Annotated in this window: 16 protein-coding genes and 1 tRNA gene; 8 read left to right on the forward strand and 9 right to left on the reverse strand. The window is 34.8% G+C overall.

Going from position 1 to position 16,822, the window contains the following annotated elements:
• The first annotated feature begins 30 nt into the window (after nt 1–30).
• Nucleotides 31–117: transfer RNA gene (locus AC51AA_RS14170), tRNA-Ser, on the forward strand.
• 60 nt (nt 118–177) lie between these two features.
• On the opposite strand, the gene AC51AA_RS14175 is transcribed toward AC51AA_RS14170, so the two are convergent.
• From AC51AA_RS14175 to AC51AA_RS14185, 3 genes are all read right to left on the reverse strand, one after another.
• Entirely contained in the window at nt 178–684 is a 507-nt protein-coding gene (locus AC51AA_RS14175; RefSeq protein ID WP_500702881.1) for a GNAT family N-acetyltransferase, read from the reverse strand.
• 176 nt (nt 685–860) lie between these two features.
• Nucleotides 861–1,643 carry a DUF3050 domain-containing protein gene (locus AC51AA_RS14180; RefSeq protein WP_500702882.1) on the reverse strand — a complete coding sequence of 261 codons (783 nt, stop codon included), beginning with the start codon at nt 1,641–1,643 and terminating at the stop codon, nt 861–863.
• Between the two features lie 87 nt (nt 1,644–1,730).
• Complete coding sequence (locus AC51AA_RS14185) at nt 1,731–2,909, reverse strand: acyl-CoA dehydrogenase family protein (protein ID WP_500702883.1); 1,179 nt, start codon at nt 2,907–2,909, stop codon at nt 1,731–1,733.
• Between the two features lie 1,646 nt (nt 2,910–4,555).
• On the opposite strand from AC51AA_RS14185, the gene AC51AA_RS14190 reads away from it, so the two are divergent.
• Nucleotides 4,556–4,813, forward strand: a complete 258-nt coding sequence (locus AC51AA_RS14190) for a helix-turn-helix domain-containing protein (protein WP_369769999.1) — start codon at nt 4,556–4,558, stop codon at nt 4,811–4,813.
• A 47-nt stretch (nt 4,814–4,860) separates the two neighbouring features.
• Here the strand turns inward: AC51AA_RS14190 and AC51AA_RS14195 are convergent, their stop codons facing one another.
• Nucleotides 4,861–5,007, reverse strand: a complete 147-nt coding sequence (locus AC51AA_RS14195) for an rSAM-modified peptide (RefSeq protein WP_500702884.1) — start codon at nt 5,005–5,007, stop codon at nt 4,861–4,863.
• A gap of 260 nt (nt 5,008–5,267) precedes the next feature.
• On the opposite strand from AC51AA_RS14195, the gene AC51AA_RS14200 reads away from it, so the two are divergent.
• The 4 genes from AC51AA_RS14200 to AC51AA_RS14215 all read left to right on the forward strand — a co-directional run bounded on the left by AC51AA_RS14200 (nt 5,268) and on the right by AC51AA_RS14215 (nt 11,022).
• Entirely contained in the window at nt 5,268–6,824 is a 1,557-nt protein-coding gene (locus AC51AA_RS14200; RefSeq protein ID WP_500702885.1) for a vitamin K epoxide reductase family protein, read from the forward strand.
• A gap of 89 nt (nt 6,825–6,913) precedes the next feature.
• Entirely contained in the window at nt 6,914–7,045 is a 132-nt protein-coding gene (locus tag AC51AA_RS14205) for a hypothetical protein (protein WP_500702886.1), read from the forward strand.
• A 486-nt stretch (nt 7,046–7,531) separates the two neighbouring features.
• Nucleotides 7,532–9,724 carry a peptidase domain-containing ABC transporter gene (locus tag AC51AA_RS14210; protein WP_500702887.1) on the forward strand — a complete coding sequence of 731 codons (2,193 nt, stop codon included), beginning with the start codon at nt 7,532–7,534 and terminating at the stop codon, nt 9,722–9,724.
• Nucleotides 9,725–9,726: 2 nt separating this feature from the next.
• Nucleotides 9,727–11,022, forward strand: coding sequence for an HlyD family secretion protein (locus AC51AA_RS14215; RefSeq protein WP_500702888.1), 1,296 nt, complete (start codon nt 9,727–9,729; stop codon nt 11,020–11,022).
• Here AC51AA_RS14215 and AC51AA_RS14220 read toward each other — a convergent pair.
• The 3 genes from AC51AA_RS14220 to AC51AA_RS14230 all read right to left on the reverse strand — a co-directional run bounded on the left by AC51AA_RS14220 (nt 11,019) and on the right by AC51AA_RS14230 (nt 12,901).
• Complete coding sequence (locus tag AC51AA_RS14220; RefSeq protein ID WP_500702889.1) at nt 11,019–11,732, reverse strand: tRNA1(Val) (adenine(37)-N6)-methyltransferase; 714 nt, start codon at nt 11,730–11,732, stop codon at nt 11,019–11,021. The genes AC51AA_RS14215 and AC51AA_RS14220 overlap by 4 nt on opposite strands.
• 68 nt (nt 11,733–11,800) lie before the next feature.
• Nucleotides 11,801–12,325, reverse strand: a complete 525-nt coding sequence (gene rimM, locus AC51AA_RS14225) for a ribosome maturation factor RimM (RefSeq protein WP_500702890.1) — start codon at nt 12,323–12,325, stop codon at nt 11,801–11,803.
• A 15-nt stretch (nt 12,326–12,340) separates the two neighbouring features.
• Nucleotides 12,341–12,901 (reverse strand): 30S ribosomal protein S16, encoded by a 561-nt coding sequence (locus AC51AA_RS14230; RefSeq protein ID WP_500702891.1) that lies wholly within the window; start codon nt 12,899–12,901, stop codon nt 12,341–12,343.
• Nucleotides 12,902–13,098: 197 nt separating this feature from the next.
• On the opposite strand from AC51AA_RS14230, the gene AC51AA_RS14235 reads away from it, so the two are divergent.
• The gene (locus tag AC51AA_RS14235) at nt 13,099–13,587 is read left to right on the forward strand and encodes a DUF6252 domain-containing protein (protein WP_500702892.1); all 489 of its coding nucleotides are present in this window, start codon (nt 13,099–13,101) and stop codon (nt 13,585–13,587) included.
• A 119-nt stretch (nt 13,588–13,706) separates the two neighbouring features.
• On the forward strand, nt 13,707–14,066 hold the full coding sequence (gene rbp, locus AC51AA_RS14240) for an RNA-binding regulator (protein WP_031454128.1): 360 nt from the start codon (nt 13,707–13,709) through the stop codon (nt 14,064–14,066).
• A gap of 125 nt (nt 14,067–14,191) precedes the next feature.
• On the opposite strand, the gene leuB is transcribed toward rbp, so the two are convergent.
• A complete protein-coding gene (leuB, locus tag AC51AA_RS14245; RefSeq protein WP_500702893.1) occupies nt 14,192–15,253 on the reverse strand; it encodes a 3-isopropylmalate dehydrogenase in 1,062 nt (353 codons plus the stop codon).
• A 33-nt stretch (nt 15,254–15,286) separates the two neighbouring features.
• Nucleotides 15,287–16,810 carry a hydroxymethylglutaryl-CoA lyase-like TIM-barrel protein gene (locus tag AC51AA_RS14250; RefSeq protein ID WP_500702894.1) on the reverse strand — a complete coding sequence of 508 codons (1,524 nt, stop codon included), beginning with the start codon at nt 16,808–16,810 and terminating at the stop codon, nt 15,287–15,289.
• Between the last annotated feature and the right edge of the window lie 12 nt (nt 16,811–16,822).

Genomic DNA, 16,822 nt, shown 5'->3' on the forward strand with positions numbered 1-16,822 from the left:
TTTTTTTTTATGTTATTTGCACACCAACAAAGAGAGGTGTCCGAGTGGTTGAAGGAGCTAGCCTGGAAAGCTAGTATATGGGTAACTGTATCGTGGGTTCGAATCCCATCCTCTCTGCAAGAATAAATAAAAATCCCTTATGAAATTTCATAAGGGATTTTGTCTTTTTAATAGGGTTTATAGTTTAATCTCAAACAAACTAAAAGAACCTTCTTTGTAGTGTTCCGGTAATTCGCTAGTCCATTCGATGGTACTGATTCCTTTGTAGTCGAAACCACAGCTCATATAGTATTTGTTTATTCTTTCATTTCCACTATGTGTGTCTAGTCTGATGTAGGTCTTTCCATTTTCTTTGGCGTAGGCCTTTGTCCATTCAATGATTTTGGTGACATAAGAACGTCCCCTGAATTTTGGGTTGGTAGCGATACGATGAATATAAACAGCTGGATCAGCACTGGCTTCTTTCCAAATAATAAGATCATTAAAAGTAAACACAAAAGTACAGGCTATTTCATCTCCTTCTTTAATGATAAAATGGCGGTCTTCTGCTATTTCTTTTTCGATTAATGCTTTTTCAAAACCTCTCCAGCTTTTGTTGTTGACTGTCTTTTGATAAGAGGTTGCTTCATTGTATATAGCGAAAACAGCATCAATATCTTTAGCGGTTGTTTTTAAAAATTCCATTATAAATATTTATTTTGAGTGGTGTTTGATTTTATACTTAAGTAAAGGTGTTATAGATTGTTTTAGTATCGCTGTTTTTGACACAGATAGTATTCGGCCTTGTGTAAATAAGAACGGAACTATTTGATGAATTTAGGTTTCAACAAATAGTTCCGCTAAATAAGGTGTTTTGATTTTTAGGCCATTTGTGTTTTAGCCAAAATTTCTTCTTCTATGGCATTCCAAAGTGCGATGCGTTTTTCTAAAGCTAGAATCGAAATTTCTTCAACTTCTTTCCATTTTTCAGCATCATCTTCACATAGATCAGTAATCATTTCCATGGCCATCGGACCGTGCTCGTCAGCATCTAATTCGATATGTCTTTCGAAATAATAAAGCAATTTGCTCAAATCAATATCGGGTAGATTTTTTTGGAAGTTTTTTAAAATGGCGGTAAACATACTTGGAATTAAATCTTCTCTTCCAAAGGTAAAAGCAGCAGCAATCTGATGTGGTTTACCTTCCTCTATAACTCTAAAGGTAAAATCTAAGAACGCTTTTACGTTAGGGTGTAGGGTGCTTTGTTTTATAGCAACAAAAATATTGTGAAGTGAATGTACTTCATCCAAAAAGGTATTTATTCTAGTGGTATCGGCTCCGCAATCTTCCATCGCCTCAATATACATCTCATAATGGCTCTGTCTTCTTCCGTCAATACTTAAATCCGTTTCTTCGGCTAAAACAATTTCATTAATTAAATATCTAGTTTGAGGGTTTTTTGTAGCAAACCAAGGTGTTGTTGTGCAAGTGAGTTTAGCTTGTAAAGCTTTTAAAAGTGACATAAAATCCCAAACCGCGAAAACATGTGTTTCTAGGAATTGATGTAAATCATCAATGTTTTGAATTTTATTGTATAGGGAATGTTTTAGAAGTTGCTCTTTTTGAGGTTGAATGCTATGGTGTATAGTTTCAATATTCATTTGCTTAGATTTTTTGCAAAGATAAAAAGCTTCTTGGCAAGAAGAAGCTTTTCATATTGATTTTGTATTTATTTTAATAGTCGTTTATTATTTAAAAGCTGAAATACCAGTAACATCCATTCCGGTGATCAACAAATGTATGTCATGTGTGCCTTCATAAGTAATCACACTTTCCAAGTTCATCATATGACGCATGATCGAATATTCGCCGGTAATTCCCATTCCGCCTAACATTTGTCTGGCTTCACGTGCAATATGGACAGCCATATCAACATTATTACGTTTGGCCATCGAAATTTGAGCAGTGGTCGCTTTTCCTTCATTTCTCAAAACCCCTAAACGCCAGGTTAGTAATTGTGCCTTGGTGATTTCGGTGATCATTTCAGCCAATTTCTTTTGTTGTAATTGGGTTCCTGCAATTGGTTTACCAAATTGAATTCTTTCTTTAGCATAACGCAAAGCAGTATCGTAACAATCCATTGCGGCTCCGATAGCGCCCCAAGCAATTCCATATCGAGCAGAATCTAAACAACCAAGGGGGGCTCCTAGACCAGACTTATTGGGTAAAATATTTTCTTTAGGAACTTTGACATTGTCAAAGATTAGTTCTCCCGTTGAAGAGGCACGTAGAGACCATTTGTTATGCGTTTCTGGAGTGGTAAAACCTTTCATGCCACGTTCCACAATTAATCCGTGGATTCTTCCCGATTCGTCTTTAGCCCAAACGATTGCGATATCGGCAAATGGGGCATTCGAAATCCACATTTTGGCACCATTTAACAGGTAGTGATCTCCCATATCTTTGAAGTTCGTAATCATGCTTCCTGGGTCAGAGCCATGATCGGGCTCAGTTAGACCAAAACAACCTATAAATTCTCCTGTCGCTAGTTTGGGTAAGTATTTCATTCTTTGCTCCTCATTTCCATATTTCCATATAGGATACATTACTAAGGAAGATTGAACAGAAGATGTGGATCTGATTCCAGAATCCCCGCGCTCAATTTCTTGCATAAGTAGACCATAAGAAATCTGATCTAAACCTGCACCTCCATATTTTGTTGGAATATAGGGGCCGAAACCGCCAATTTCTCCAAGACCTTTTATAATATGTTTAGGAAACTCAGCTTTTTGAGCATATTCTTCAATAATAGGAGAAACTTCTCTTTTAACCCACGCGCGTGCAGAGTCGCGAACTAATTTGTGTTCCTCTGTCAACAAATCGTCAAGGTTGTAATAATCTGGGGATTGAAATAAGTCTGGTTTCATTTTTTTATAGTTTTACAAACAAATCTACGTAATATAAATATAACAAAAAATAGATAAATTGTTATATTTTCGTAAGCAAAGAAAATCTAAATAGTAATAAGGGGAATTAATAGTAGTTTATTGTCAATTTATAAACTATTTTTGAGACTCCAAAAACAATTTTAATGAGGCTAATCATCTCTTTTATACTTTTTTTTGTTCTGCATGCTACGTCTGCCCAACAAGAGAATACTCTTACAGAACGAGAGTATTTGCTGTTACAAGATAAAATTCGACTAAATGCCAATGCGAATGTCGACAGTGCCATTGTATTTGCTAATAAAATGATTAAATCTCATGATTTTAAACATTTGGCTTTTGCAAATGGTTCCTTGTCTTATTTGTTTCAGATAAAAGGTGATGTTGTCCAATCTAAAGAAAGATATGCTGAAGCATTTAAGTATTTGGATAAAATGCCCGAGTCCAAAGATAAAATACAGCTTAAGTCTTATTTGTATAATTATGGAGGACTTATCGAATGGAAAAGAGGTAATTTTAGTAAGGCGCTAGAGAACTACCAACAAGGTATTAAACTCGCTATAAAAATAGGAGATGTTATACAGGTTGTGAAATTCAAAAGTAACACCGCTTTAATCAATCAAGAAGTTGGGAATTACCAATTGGCAATTAAAGGCTTACGTCAACTATTAACTTTTATTGATCAAAACGAGGAGGTTTATACCAAAGAGCAGTTACTGAATAATAAAAGTAATATTAATCTGAGTTTAGGAAGTTCTTATGAGAGTTATTATATGAAGAACTTAAGTAGGCCGCATCTCCTTGATTCAGCTGCTTATTTTTATAAAAAAACCATAACCTATTCGGATAAATTTATAGACAATAAAATCAATGCCAAAATCAGCTTAGGTAATGTATATTACATGAAAGATGATTTGAAAAATGCGGAAAAGACCTACTATGATATTTTATTTTTTGCACAACAAAATGATTTAAAAGAAGAGCTTTGCCTGGCCAATTATAACCTAGGAGATTTGTATTTTTTTTCTAAAAAATACGACAAAGCCTTGGTCTTTTTTAAGAAGGTGGATTCGATTGTAGCCGCTGCCAATCTTACGAGTCCCATTTTTTTGAGAAGTAATTATTATCAGGCAAAAATTTATAATATATATAAGGAACCGGATTTGGCCTATAAATATTCCAAAATCTACTTAGATAATTATGAGAAGTCCGAGACGAAACTTAATAATGAAGTTTTAGAGGTCAATTATAAATTAGGTGTAAATGATTTGGAAGATGAGATGTCCTCCATTCAAGAAAAGTACAAAAATGATGTCTTTTTAAATAGGGCACTAAAGGTATTCTATGTTTTGTTGTTTATGGCAATTGTATTTTTATTGATAAAAAACATACGAGATAAAAACAAAGCACATAAAAAAATGAATGCTTTAATTGAAGAGTTTAAAGCCAATTTAGAGAAGCAGGGGGATCCAAAACCTGTACTGCTTGAGCTAGAAGAAGATGTTCCGTCTAAGAAAGAGAATGTCAATCTGAGTATAGACGAAGCCAAAGAAAATAAGATAGTTGAAAAATTATTACTGTTAGAAAGTAAATTAGAGTATCTAAATACTGATTTTACTTTGCCATATGTGGCGAAAAAAATTAAAACCAATACCACTTATTTATCGTATGTAGTAAATAAGAGATTCGGAAAATCTTTTGGTGAGTATTCTAATGAACTTAAAATAAACTACGTAATTAATGAAATGATTACAAATCATATGTATCGTAAATATTCTACACAAGCTATTGCAGAAAGTGTAGGTTTTAAGAATGCGGTTTCTTTTGCCAAATCATTTCGCAAAAGAACTGGAGTATCTCCAGCTCAGTTTGCGAATAATATTTAGTTTAATTTTGGTCTAGAAATGCCAAAATCACCATTTCCTATCACGTCTTATACAGATCCGTTTCCTTGTCCTTTTATTGGATCTTTAGGGTCGGTTGTTGAACCTGTTCCGTCTCCTCCTCGAACCATTTTTTGTTGGTTTGTAGATAATTTTTCACTTGCAAAATCTCCGAAATTTAATTTAGTACTTGTCATGTTTTTAAGTATTAAGGTTAATGATTTATCAAAACTAGAGAAAAAGCAAAACGCTTAATCGAGATTTGGGTTTTGCGAGTTTTGGAGGAGTTTTGTTGTGTGTAATTATCTATTAATCAATTGATTGTTGTCTTTAGTGTGACTTATATAATTTATAAATTGTATGTAGTATAATTGATAAAATGTGTGCTTTTGACGCTTATTTTAGAAATAAAACGGCAATATTTGTAGTGTTGTTAGTAAAAATAAGACCCCCAGTCATGTTAAAAATTGTCCAAAAATTTCTACAAATAAATAGGTATGCAGAGATTAAGAATGAGTTCAAAGATCTGTTTCTTTCTCATCCTAATTATCCGAGCTTATTTGCTATAACAGACTCCTTAGATCTGTTATCGATAGAGAATGCGGCAGTACGGGTTTCGAAAGAACAAATAGTGGATTTACCTCAGAATTTTTTGGCTTATTTTAAAGATGAACTTGTTTTGGTCGAAAAGGCGAAAAGCTTTGTTCGTATTGATGCAACTCATAGAGGGAATCAGAAAATAGCCTATGAAAAATTTCTTTTAGACTGGAATGGCATAATCGTAGCAATTGAACCTAATAATGTAATTGCTAGAGAAGATCTGAAAATCCGATTGAATTGGTTGAAGTATAGTTTGCCAATTCTGTTTCTAACGGGTTTGTCTTTTTACTACAATGCCTATAATTTATTTAGCCTTGTTTTTTTAGTGCTTTCCATTTTGGGACTAGCCGTTAGTATTTTAATTGTACTGGAAAAATTAGGTCTTCACAACAGTGTAATTTCTAAGTTTTGTAATCTTAGTTCCAATAGTTCTTGTAATGCTGTTCTTAATGCCAATGGAGCAAGTGAAAATAAATGGCTCAATTTCTCTGATTTACCGTTAATGTTCTTTGGTTCAAGTTTCATAGCCATTTTGATTGAACCTTTAGAGTCATCTATTTTGATTGGCTTTTTAAGTTTGTTGTGTATTCCTATTATTGTATCCTCCATTTGGATTCAAAAATTTGAAATTCAAAAATGGTGCGTCATGTGTTTGACGGTTTCATTGTTGATTTTTGTGCAAAGCCTTATTTGGTTTTCTTCAGACCTGTTTACGTTAGATTTTAATTTCGATAGCGTTTTTCCTTTTTTATTCTCTTTGATTTTTATGGTGGCAATCTGGGTGGCAGCAAAACCTATAGTGACCAATATTCTGAGTAACGATAATTCACTTAAAGGATTAAAGAAGTTTAAAAGAAATTATTCCTTATTGAATTTCTTATCTAGGAAAGTGCCCTATACAGACGGATTTTCTGACTTAAGAGGGTTGAATTTTGGAAATAGAAATGCAGTTATCAAACTTTCAATATTTATAAGTCCGAGTTGTGCGCATTGTCATAAAACATTTCAAGACGCCTTTGATTTGGTGATTCGGTTTCCAGATAAAATATTTCTAAACGTATTGTTTAATATTAATCCGGAAAACACAGAGAATCCCTACAGGGTTATTGTGGAGAGACTTTTGGCTATAAATAGAGCCACACCTGGAAAAACAGTGGAGGCAGTATCAGATTGGTATGTAAAAAAAATAGGATTAAAGAAATGGCTTAAAAAGTGGCATGTTGATTCGGTTAGCATGTTAGTTAAGCAGGAAATTCAGCGGCAATATGAATGGTGTTCTAAAAATAACTTTAATTATACACCAGTTAAAATTGTAAATGATAAATTATATCCCACTGAATATGATTTAAGTGAACTGAAGTATTTTTTAAACGATTTTGATGAAGATGTTGAAGTTTTAGAAAAAATAGCCTAATGTAGAATGACTTTGTATAAAGTGGAAAGCGTTTTAAATGGCTGTAAGAGAGTAATGTATTAACCCAAAGAGATTAAAAACCTAGTATCATGTTAGAGAAATTTTTAAAAACAGTAGAAACTCAGAAATTAAGCCCAAAAGAACAAAAGGACATTATAGGCGGGAATTATCCGTCTGAGATTTGTGGTGAAACGCCTAACGGTAAACCCGTGAAATGTTAAGTAGAGGTTTAGGAAGTAATAAGTAAAACAAGTAGAGAACAAATATAAGGTGGTATTTCTAGATATTGGATTGATGTCATTATGCTTAAGATGAGTTTCGCTATCGTTTGGTAGACAGGTTCGTGAGGCAAGACATCGAGAATTTTCGTAACAAATCATCTTTGTTGTTCATTTTAATTTTTTAAATAAGTAAAACAATATAGCCTTTTTTAGAATTTAGTCATGTTTTTTTTAATTTGTAGGCGCTCGATCGTGGAACATTGAGCAAATTTCCTGTATTGATGATTGATATAGGAATTCTTAGGAAAATTGGTCACTGTGTTAGTTTTATTTGGTTAGGGTTAACCAGTGCCAGCTCCTAGAGAAATTGGATTACTTAAATTAAGGTTTTGAATACCGAACAGAGAGGGAATATTATTTCCTCTCTGTTTTTTTTTACACTATAAAAAAAATAGTGTTAAATTGCTCTTGATAAAACCGAATAAATTGAAAAAGTTTACCAATTATAAACAAGCTGACAGTAAAGATTGTGGCCCTACCTGTTTAAAAATAATAGCTAAACATTACGGTAAGACTATTCAGATTCAGGAGTTGAGAGACATTAGTGAAACAACTCGTGAAGGAAGTAATTTGCTTTTTTTAGGCGATGCGGCGGAAAAAATTGGTTTTAGAACTCTAGGAGTAAAATTAAGTTTGAAAAGGTTAGAGGAGGCTCCCTTGCCTTGCATTTTGCATTGGAATAAGGATCATTATGTGGTGCTGTATAAAATAAAAAGTGAGACCTATTTCATCTCAGATCCTGCTTTTGGATTGATATCTTATAATAAACAAGATTTTATTAAATTCTGGATAGGAAATAATGCAGATGAATCGACCAAGGAAGGGATCGTGTTATTGATTGAACCTACTCCAAATTTTTTTCAATCAGAATTTGACAAAGAAGATCATAAAGGTTTGGGATTTAAAATGTTATTCCAATATGTGTTGCGATACAAATCTTTTTTGGTACAACTCAGTATTGGTTTGTTAGCGAGTAGTGTATTGCAACTTATTTTTCCCTTTCTTACGCAAAGTATTGTTGATGTCGGCATACAGAATCAGAACATTCATTTTATTTATTTGATACTATTTGCCCAGTTGTTCCTCTTTGCGGGAAGAATTGGTTTAGAACTAATTCGGAGCTGGATTTTGCTCCATCTTTCCACACGAATCAATATTTCACTTATTTCCGATTTCTTTATTAAATTAATGAATTTGCCCATTTCGTTCTTTGATGTTCGAATGACAGGTGACATCATGCAGCGTATTAATGATCATCGGAGAATTGAAAGAATCCTGACTACATCCTCCTTAAATGTATTGTTTTCTGTAATCAATATGTTTGTCATGGGTGGTGTTTTAGCTTATTTTAATCTGCAGATATTTTTTGTTTTTTTTGCAGGAAGTTTGCTTTATTTTGGATGGATTACTCTATTCTTAAAACGAAGAGAGGTCTTGGATTACAAACGTTTTTCAGAGGTTTCACACGAACAGAGTAAAGTGATGGAGCTCATTAATGGTATGCAAGAAATTAAACTCCATAATGCTGAAAAACAAAAACGTTGGGGATGGGAATATGTGCAGGCGAGATTGTTTAGAGTTTCTATAAAAGGCTTAATATTAGAGCAGACACAAACTATTGGCTCGTCAGTGATCAATGAATTAAAAAATATTTTTATCATCTTTCTTTCTGCTAAATTAGTAATTGATGGCTCCATTACTCTTGGGATGATGTTGGCCATTAGCTCCATTGTTGGAAGTTTAAATGGTCCAATAACACAACTTATTGAATTTGTTAGAGAGTGGCAAGATGCTAAAATATCATTAGCTCGCTTAGCAGAAATTCATGAAAAAGAGGATGAAACACAACAAGAAATGCATCAGACTAATGAGGTGCCTTATGACTGCGATATTGAGATCACTAATCTGACTTATCGCTACCTCGGTACTGATATTCCAGTTCTGGATCAATTAACTTTAAAAATACCAGCCAATAAGGTAACGGCAATAGTAGGGGTTAGCGGAAGTGGAAAAACAACACTGATGAAGTTGCTTCTTAAATTTTATGAACCTGAAAAAGGAGAAATTACGGTGGGCAATACACAATTGAAAAATATTTCTCAAAAAGCTTGGAGATCGACAATTGGAGCTGTAATGCAGGAAGGGTTTATTTTTAGTGATACCATTGCCCATAATATCGCTCTTGGTGTCGATAAAGTGGATAAAGAACGATTGGTTTATGCTGCCGATGTGGCTAATATCAAAGAATATGTGAGCGAATTGCCATTGGGGTATAATACTAAAATAGGCGCCGAAGGACTAGGGATGAGTACAGGTCAAAAACAACGTTTGCTCATCGCTAGGGCGGTTTATAAAAATCCTGAAATATTATTTTTTGATGAGGCCACCTCAGCTTTAGATGCTAATAATGAGAAAGACATTATGCGAAAATTGGATATTTTCTTTAAAGATAAAACGGTGGTAGTGATTGCTCATCGATTGAGTACGGTTATGAATGCCAGTCAAATCGTGGTTCTCGATAAGGGAAAAATTATCGAAATTGGCTCTCATTCGGCCTTAGTACAGCAAAAAGGAAATTACTTTGAGTTGGTAAAAAATCAATTACAATTAGGAAATTAATCATGAAGGAAGATACTACTCCATTTGAATTAAGAAGTGAAGAAGTTCAAGATATCCTCACTAAAGTTCCGCATTGGATGATTCGATGGGGGACAGTTTTGATATTTGTGATCTTGTTTATGTTGTTTTTTGTTTCTTGGTTTGTTAAATACCCTGATGTCGTAAAGGCGGAAATCGTGATTACAACTACTATTCCACCTGAGAAAATAGTGTCTAAATCATCGGGTAGGATAGAGGCTATTTTGGTTAAAGACAAAGCAATAGTTGTGAAAAATAGTGCATTGGCCATTATTGAGAATACAGCTAATTATGAAGATGTTTTTCTACTAAAGAAAATAGTGGAGGGTTATCAAATCACAGAGGCAAAAAAAGTGTTTCCTTTTGCCATATTGAAAGGGGCACAATTAGGAGAGATTGAGAGTGCCTTTGCTGTTTTTCAAAAGGATTATCAAGCAGAGGAATTGAATAAGGATCTCCAGCCTTTTGAGGTGGAAAATAGGGCACAGCATTCCGAGGAGATTCAAATAAAAGAACGATTGGGTATTTTGCAGCAGCAAAAAGGGATTAACGAGAGCGAATTGCAACTTCAAAAAAATGAAGTCGCTCGTTTTGAAATTTTATTCAATAAGGGCATTGTTTCGACTCAGGAAATGGAAGTGAAGAAATTGAGTTATCTTCAGGCGCAAAAAAACTATAGAAGTCTCTTATCGTCGATTTCTCAGTTAAGGTCTTCTTTGATTAATAATGAAAAACTAAGTCAGAATTCTCATATAAGCGGGACTAAAGAGGGGGTTAACTTAGGAAGAAACATGGCGCAATCTTTTTATCAGCTCAAAAAAGTAATTAAAGATTGGGAATTGGCCTATGTGTTAAAGTCGTCGGTAAGTGGCGTGGTTACTTTTTTGCAGGTTTGGACAGCTAATCAGACAATTAATATTGGCGATAATGTTTTTTCAATCATTCCTGATGCTAGAAATGGTTATGTTGGGAAGGTAAGGGCTCCAGCTTTAAATTCGGGAAAAATAAAAGTAGGGCAGGCTGTAAACATCCGATTAGCGAATTTTCCAGACAGAGAGTTTGGTGTTCTGAGAGGCAAAATCCAAAATATTTCTTTAGTTCCAGATAAAGATGGGTACCTTTTGTTAGATGTTAGTCTACCCAATGGCCTGCAGACCTCATATAAAAAACAAATCATATTTCAGCAAGAAATGAAGGGAAGTGCAGAAATTGTAACCCAGGATTTGCGACTAATTGAGAGAATCTTATATCAGTTCAAAAGTATTTTTGAGCAGCTTTAAAACTTCAAATAAAAATCCTTTGTCAATTCAGTGTAGGCGGGAGTGTAGAGATGTCTTTCGAGTTCGATAGTTAATTCATCGAATTGCGTTTCAATGTTTTCGTTTCGGCTAAAAGCCAATAAGCTACGCTTAATGTTGGAGGTTGGGGTTCCTTTGACGCGTGTGATTTTAAGGGGGTATAATTCAGATTCTTTAGCCAAAGCAATAAAATTGTCTTCTTCTTTGTAGGGAAGAATTACGGCTAATACGCCATTTTCAGAAAGGAATAAGTCGGCAGCTTCAATTAATTCTTCAAAGGGCATAGCGTCTTGAAAACGAGCTAAATCACGTTGTTGGTTTTCGGTTTTATAGTCTTCAGCGTAAAAAGGAGGATTGGAAACAATTAAATCATATTCATCTTCCGGTTCATCAATAAATTCGTCTAAACCTGCATGAAAACAAAATAAACGATCTCCCCAAGGTGAATTTTCAAAATTTTCAACAGCCTGTTCGTAAGCCTCTTCATCAATTTCTAAAGCATCTATTTGCTCGGCTTGGCTTCTTTGTGCCAGCATCAAAGCAATAATGCCTGTTCCTGCACCAATATCTAAAATACTAAACGGATTGTGACTTATCGGGGCCCAAGCACCTAATAAAACACCATCTGTCCCTACTTTCATGGCAGTTTTGTCTTGTTGAATGGAAAATTGCTTGAAAGTAAATTTTGACATTACTAAAAGGGTTGAAAATTGTGATATAAGAAAAAAGAGGATTGCAACTAGTGACTCAGAAAAGAGCGTTACAAGTACATCTCTACCAATCCTTCTGGTAGATTCATGATCACTTTTTTGTTTTCTCGATCGATTTTAATCAAGAAATGATCAATCATAGGAATTAACATTTCGACTTCGCCATTTAAAACTTCGAAAAGAGGTTGCGCAGTAGTGTCGTTAACGGCAGCAATTTTGCCAAAAACGCCCAAACGCTGATCTTCGATTTCAAAACCAATAACTTCGTGGAAATAGAATTTGTTGCCAGAAAGTTTTGGCAACATCTTCAAAGGAAGATAGATCGCGTTACCCATAATGGCATCAGCATCTTCTTCGGTATTCATATCTTCAAAACGAATTCTTAGAAAATCGTTTTTGTGTAAGGAGCTTTTTTCAATAAAAAAAGGAACCAAGTGTTTGTTGCATTCAACAAACACTGATTCCAGATTTTCGTATAACTCAGGTTCGTCCGTGTCTAAATAAGCCAAGACTTCTCCTTTGAAACTAAATTTTTTAGCGATCTTACCTAAATAAAAACAATCTTCTTTACGCATTCTCGCTAAATATAATTATGCTTCAGTTGTTTCGTTATTTTCTTCAGTAGCAGCTTCTTCAGTTGATGCTTCAACTTCAGTTACTTCTTCTACAGCAGGAGTAGCAGCAGCGATAGCGTCAGCCTCAGCTTGTGCAGCAGCAGCTAAACGTTTTGCATTTACTTCTTGTTCTGCTTTGAAAGCTTTTGCTTTAGCATCAGCTTGCGCTTTTGTTAAACCGTCTTTCTTAGCGTCAACTTTTCCAGCTTTAGCTTCTAACCATGCAGCTAATTTTGCATCAGCTTGCTCTTGAGTTAAAGCTCCTTTACGGATACCTCCTTCAAGGTGGTGTTTCAATAAAGCTCCTTTGTAAGAAAGAATTGCTTTAGCAGTATCAGTTGGTTGTGCACCATTGTGTAACCATTTAACTGCGCTATCAAGGTTTAAGTCGATAGTTGCTGGGTTTGTGTTTGGATTGTAAGTACCGATTTTCTCTAAGTATTTACCGTCTCTTTTTGAGCGTGCATCTGCAGCTACAACCCAGTAAAAAGGTTTTCCTTTTTTACCGTGTCTTTGTAATCTAATTTTTACTGACATAATCGTGTGATTAAATTTTGAGGTACTCGACCCCTATTAATTAAGGGCGCAAAGATATAATTTTTTTATGAATTATGTCTTGGAATCAGTAATAAATATAATTGAGTTGAAGTTTTGTTAGTTTTTTGTTGTTTTTGAGGTCAATTTTTATTTATTTATACGAAATGCGATACTTTTGTAGCAAATTCATTTTAAACATGAAAAAATACTTTTATTTAGTTGCGTTTGTTTTTATAGTGACATCTTGTACAGAAGCAGTACAGTTTAATAATCCAGCATTTCAAACATTAAAGGATAATGTTTTTTGGAGAGCCATAAGTTATAAGGCTTATATCAATGTTAATGGAAATGTCGTGGTGGAGGGTGTTGCAGGTTATGAGAAAATAATGTTACAAACGGCAGGAGCTGAAGTGCAAACCTATATACTAGGTGTGGATGAGGTTTCAAAAGGAGGTTATACCAATACATTAGAATCGCAAGTAGGTAATTTTTCTACTGGCGCAGGAATTGGAAGTGGACAGATCGTTATCACCGAGTACAATACTAAGGAAAATACTATTTCGGGAACTTTTAAACTAACGGCTGTTAATTTAGATGAAAGTGATGTAGAAAAACCAAAAGTGAGTCTTACTGAAGGTGTTTTTTATAAAGTTTCTATAGATCCAAGTGGTTCGACTAATTTGTAAGGGATTGGTTTTATTGGATTATGCAGTTTTAAATCAAAATAAAAACATAAATAAGCTAATATATAGTAGATTAGAGAAAAATAAGTTTACATTTGCTACATTATTATAAATAAGTACATATGAACATTTTTGTTGGAAGCCTTCCATTCAGTATTGAGGAAGCAGATTTAAGAGAGTCTTTCGAGGCTTACGGAGCAGTTGATTCAGTTAAGATCATTACTGATAAATTTACTGGAAGAAGCAAAGGTTTTGGTTTCGTAGAGATGCCAAACGATAGCGAAGCTCAAAAAGCAATTGATGAATTGAACGGTGCAACTGTTCAAGGTCGTGCAATTGTGGTTAATAAATCTGAACCGAAACCAGAAGGTGAAAGAAGAAGCTTCAACAATAACAGTCGTGGTGGAGATTCACGCGGAGGTTATGGTGGAGGAAACAGCCGTGGTGGTAATGACCGTGGTGGTAACAGAGGAGGATATTAATATTTTTCTACAATATATTATAACAGAAAAGGGATCAATGAAAATTGATCCCTTTTTTTATTTAGGCATGTTTTATTTGTTTCAAGTTCCAAGTGAAATACTTGAAACTTGAAAAATAAGGTGGACTATAAGTTTTCAACAAGCCAGTCTCCAACTTCACTAGTTTTGTATGCTTTGCTTCCCTTTGGAGCTAAATCCTCAGTGACAATTCCTTGTTCTAGTGATTTGTTTACAACTGCTCTAATTGCTTCTGCTTCAGCTTTTAAACCAAAAGCATCTTCGAACATCATCGCTGCCGATAAAATTGTAGCTAAAGGATTAGCAATATTCAATCCAGTTGCTTGTGGGTAAGATCCGTGAATCGGCTCATACAATGAAGTGTGTTCTCCAACTGATGCTGATGGCATTAATCCCATTGAACCAGAAATTACAGAAGCTTCGTCAGTTAAGATATCTCCAAACAGGTTTTCAGTAATCAAAACATCGTAAGAGTTTGGCCATTGTACCAAACGCATGGCAACAGCATCAACAAATTCATAGGAAACGGTAACTTCAGGATAATCTTTTTCCATTGCTTGAACCGTTTCTCTCCATAAACGAGATGTTTCTAAAACATTCGCTTTATCAACGCAACATAATTTTTTGCTACGTGTCATGGCTAGTTCAAAACCTTTTTTAGCTAAACGTTGTACTTCTGCTCTAGTGTAAACGCAATTGTCGAAAGCCGTTTCTCCGTTGTCTCTTCTTCCTTTTTCTCCAAAGTAAATTCCACCAGTTAGTTCTCTTAAGAAAACAAGATCTGTTCCTTCAATTCTTTCTCTTTTTAGAGGAGAATTATCAATTAAAGAAGGGAAAGTAAAGGTTGGACGTACGTTAGCAAATAAACCTAGTTTTTTGCGCATCAATAATAATCCTTGCTCTGGACGAACCGGCGCACTTGGATCGTTATCGTATTTTGGGTGACCGATTGCTCCGAATAAAACAGCATCGGCTTTCATACATACTTCGTGAGTTTCATCAGGATAAGGAACTCCAACAGCATCAATTGCACAAGCTCCTGTTAAGGCTGGTGTCCAAGTAATTTCGTGATTGAATTTTTTTGCAATAGCATCAGATACTTTTACAGCTTCATTAATGACCTCAGGACCGATTCCGTCTCCTGCTAAAAGGGCTATATTAAATTTCATTATTTTGGTATTATGTTGTTATGTTTATTTTTTTTAATCAGCAATGACATTCAGCATTTTTTGAGTTGCGATAATCGCGGCAACTGTTTGATCTGAGTCTAATCCTCTGGTTTTAAATTCTTTTCCGTTGTTTACCCAAGTAATGATCGTTTCACACAAAGCATCAGAGCTACTTCCTGGTGGAATTCGAACTGCGTAATCAATCAATTTTGGAAGCGTTAATTTTTTACTCTTGTAAATTTTGGATAAAGCATTCATAAAAGCATCAAACTGACCATCTCCTTGTGCATTTTCTTCGATGATTTCATCGCCAATTTTTAAGCATAAAGTGGTGGACGGACGCATGCCTTTTGAATGGACTAATATATAGGATTCAATTTTTATTTTTTCCTCATAAGTATGGCTGTCCAAAACATCTGAAATAATGTAGGGTAAGTCTTCCTTAGTAACGGTTTCTTTTTTGTCGCCTAATTCGATGATTCTTTGAGTGACCAATTTTAAATCTTCTTGATTTAGTTTTAAACCTAATTCCTGAAGATTTTTCTCGATATTGGCTTTTCCAGAAGTTTTGCCTAATGCATATTTTCGTTTTCTTCCAAAGCGTTCTGGGAGTAAATCGTTAAAATATAAATTGTTTTTATTATCTCCATCGGCATGAATTCCTGCAGTTTGTGTAAAAACATTGTCACCGACAATGGGTTTGTTGGCAGGGATTCTGTATCCGGTGAAAGTTTCGACTAATTTACTAACGGTGTATAAAGAAGTTTCTTTGATATTGATGCTTACTTCTGGCAAGTAATCGTTTATTACTGCTACGGTACTTTCAAGTGGGGCGTTTCCTGCTCGTTCTCCCATTCCGTTTACCGTGACATGAAGTCCGTTGATGCCTGCTTTTACAGCCTCCATAACGTTGGCAATGCTTAAATCGTAATCGTTGTGAGCGTGAAAGTCAAAATGAATCGATGGGTATTTGGCTCTAATTTTCGAAATAAATTCGAAAGTTTCCGTTGGTATTAAAACGCCCAAGGTATCAGGAAGCAATATTCTTTTTACGGGTTGGGTGGCTAGAAAATCTAGAAATTGAAAAACATATTCTGGGGAATTGCGCATTCCGTTACTCCAATCTTCAAGGTAGACATTGGTTTCAATGTTGTTTTCTTTGGCTAAAGCGATGGTTTGGGCAATTTCAGAAAAGTGTTGTTCTGGTGTCTTTTTTAATTGATGTGTCAGGTGATTCATAGAGCCTTTAGTGAGCAAATTCTGCACTTTTGCACCGGCTTTTTTCATCCATTCGATCGAGATGCCTCCATCTACAAAGGACAAAACTTCTATACGTTCGATACAGCCTTTCTCGGTAGCCCAAGAGGTAATGGCTTTTACAGCTTGGAATTCACCTTCGCTTACACGAGCAGAAGCAATTTCGATTCTATCAATATTTAATTCTTCCAACAATAATTGTGCAATGGTAAGTTTTTCTGCAGCAGAAAAAGATACTCCAGAGGTCTGTTCGCCATCACGGAGTGTTGTGTCCATTATTTCAATTTTTCTTTTTTCCATATTGATTGTCTA

It is taken from the genome of Flavobacterium sp. OHVDL-2026-0007 (assembly GCF_059882335.1).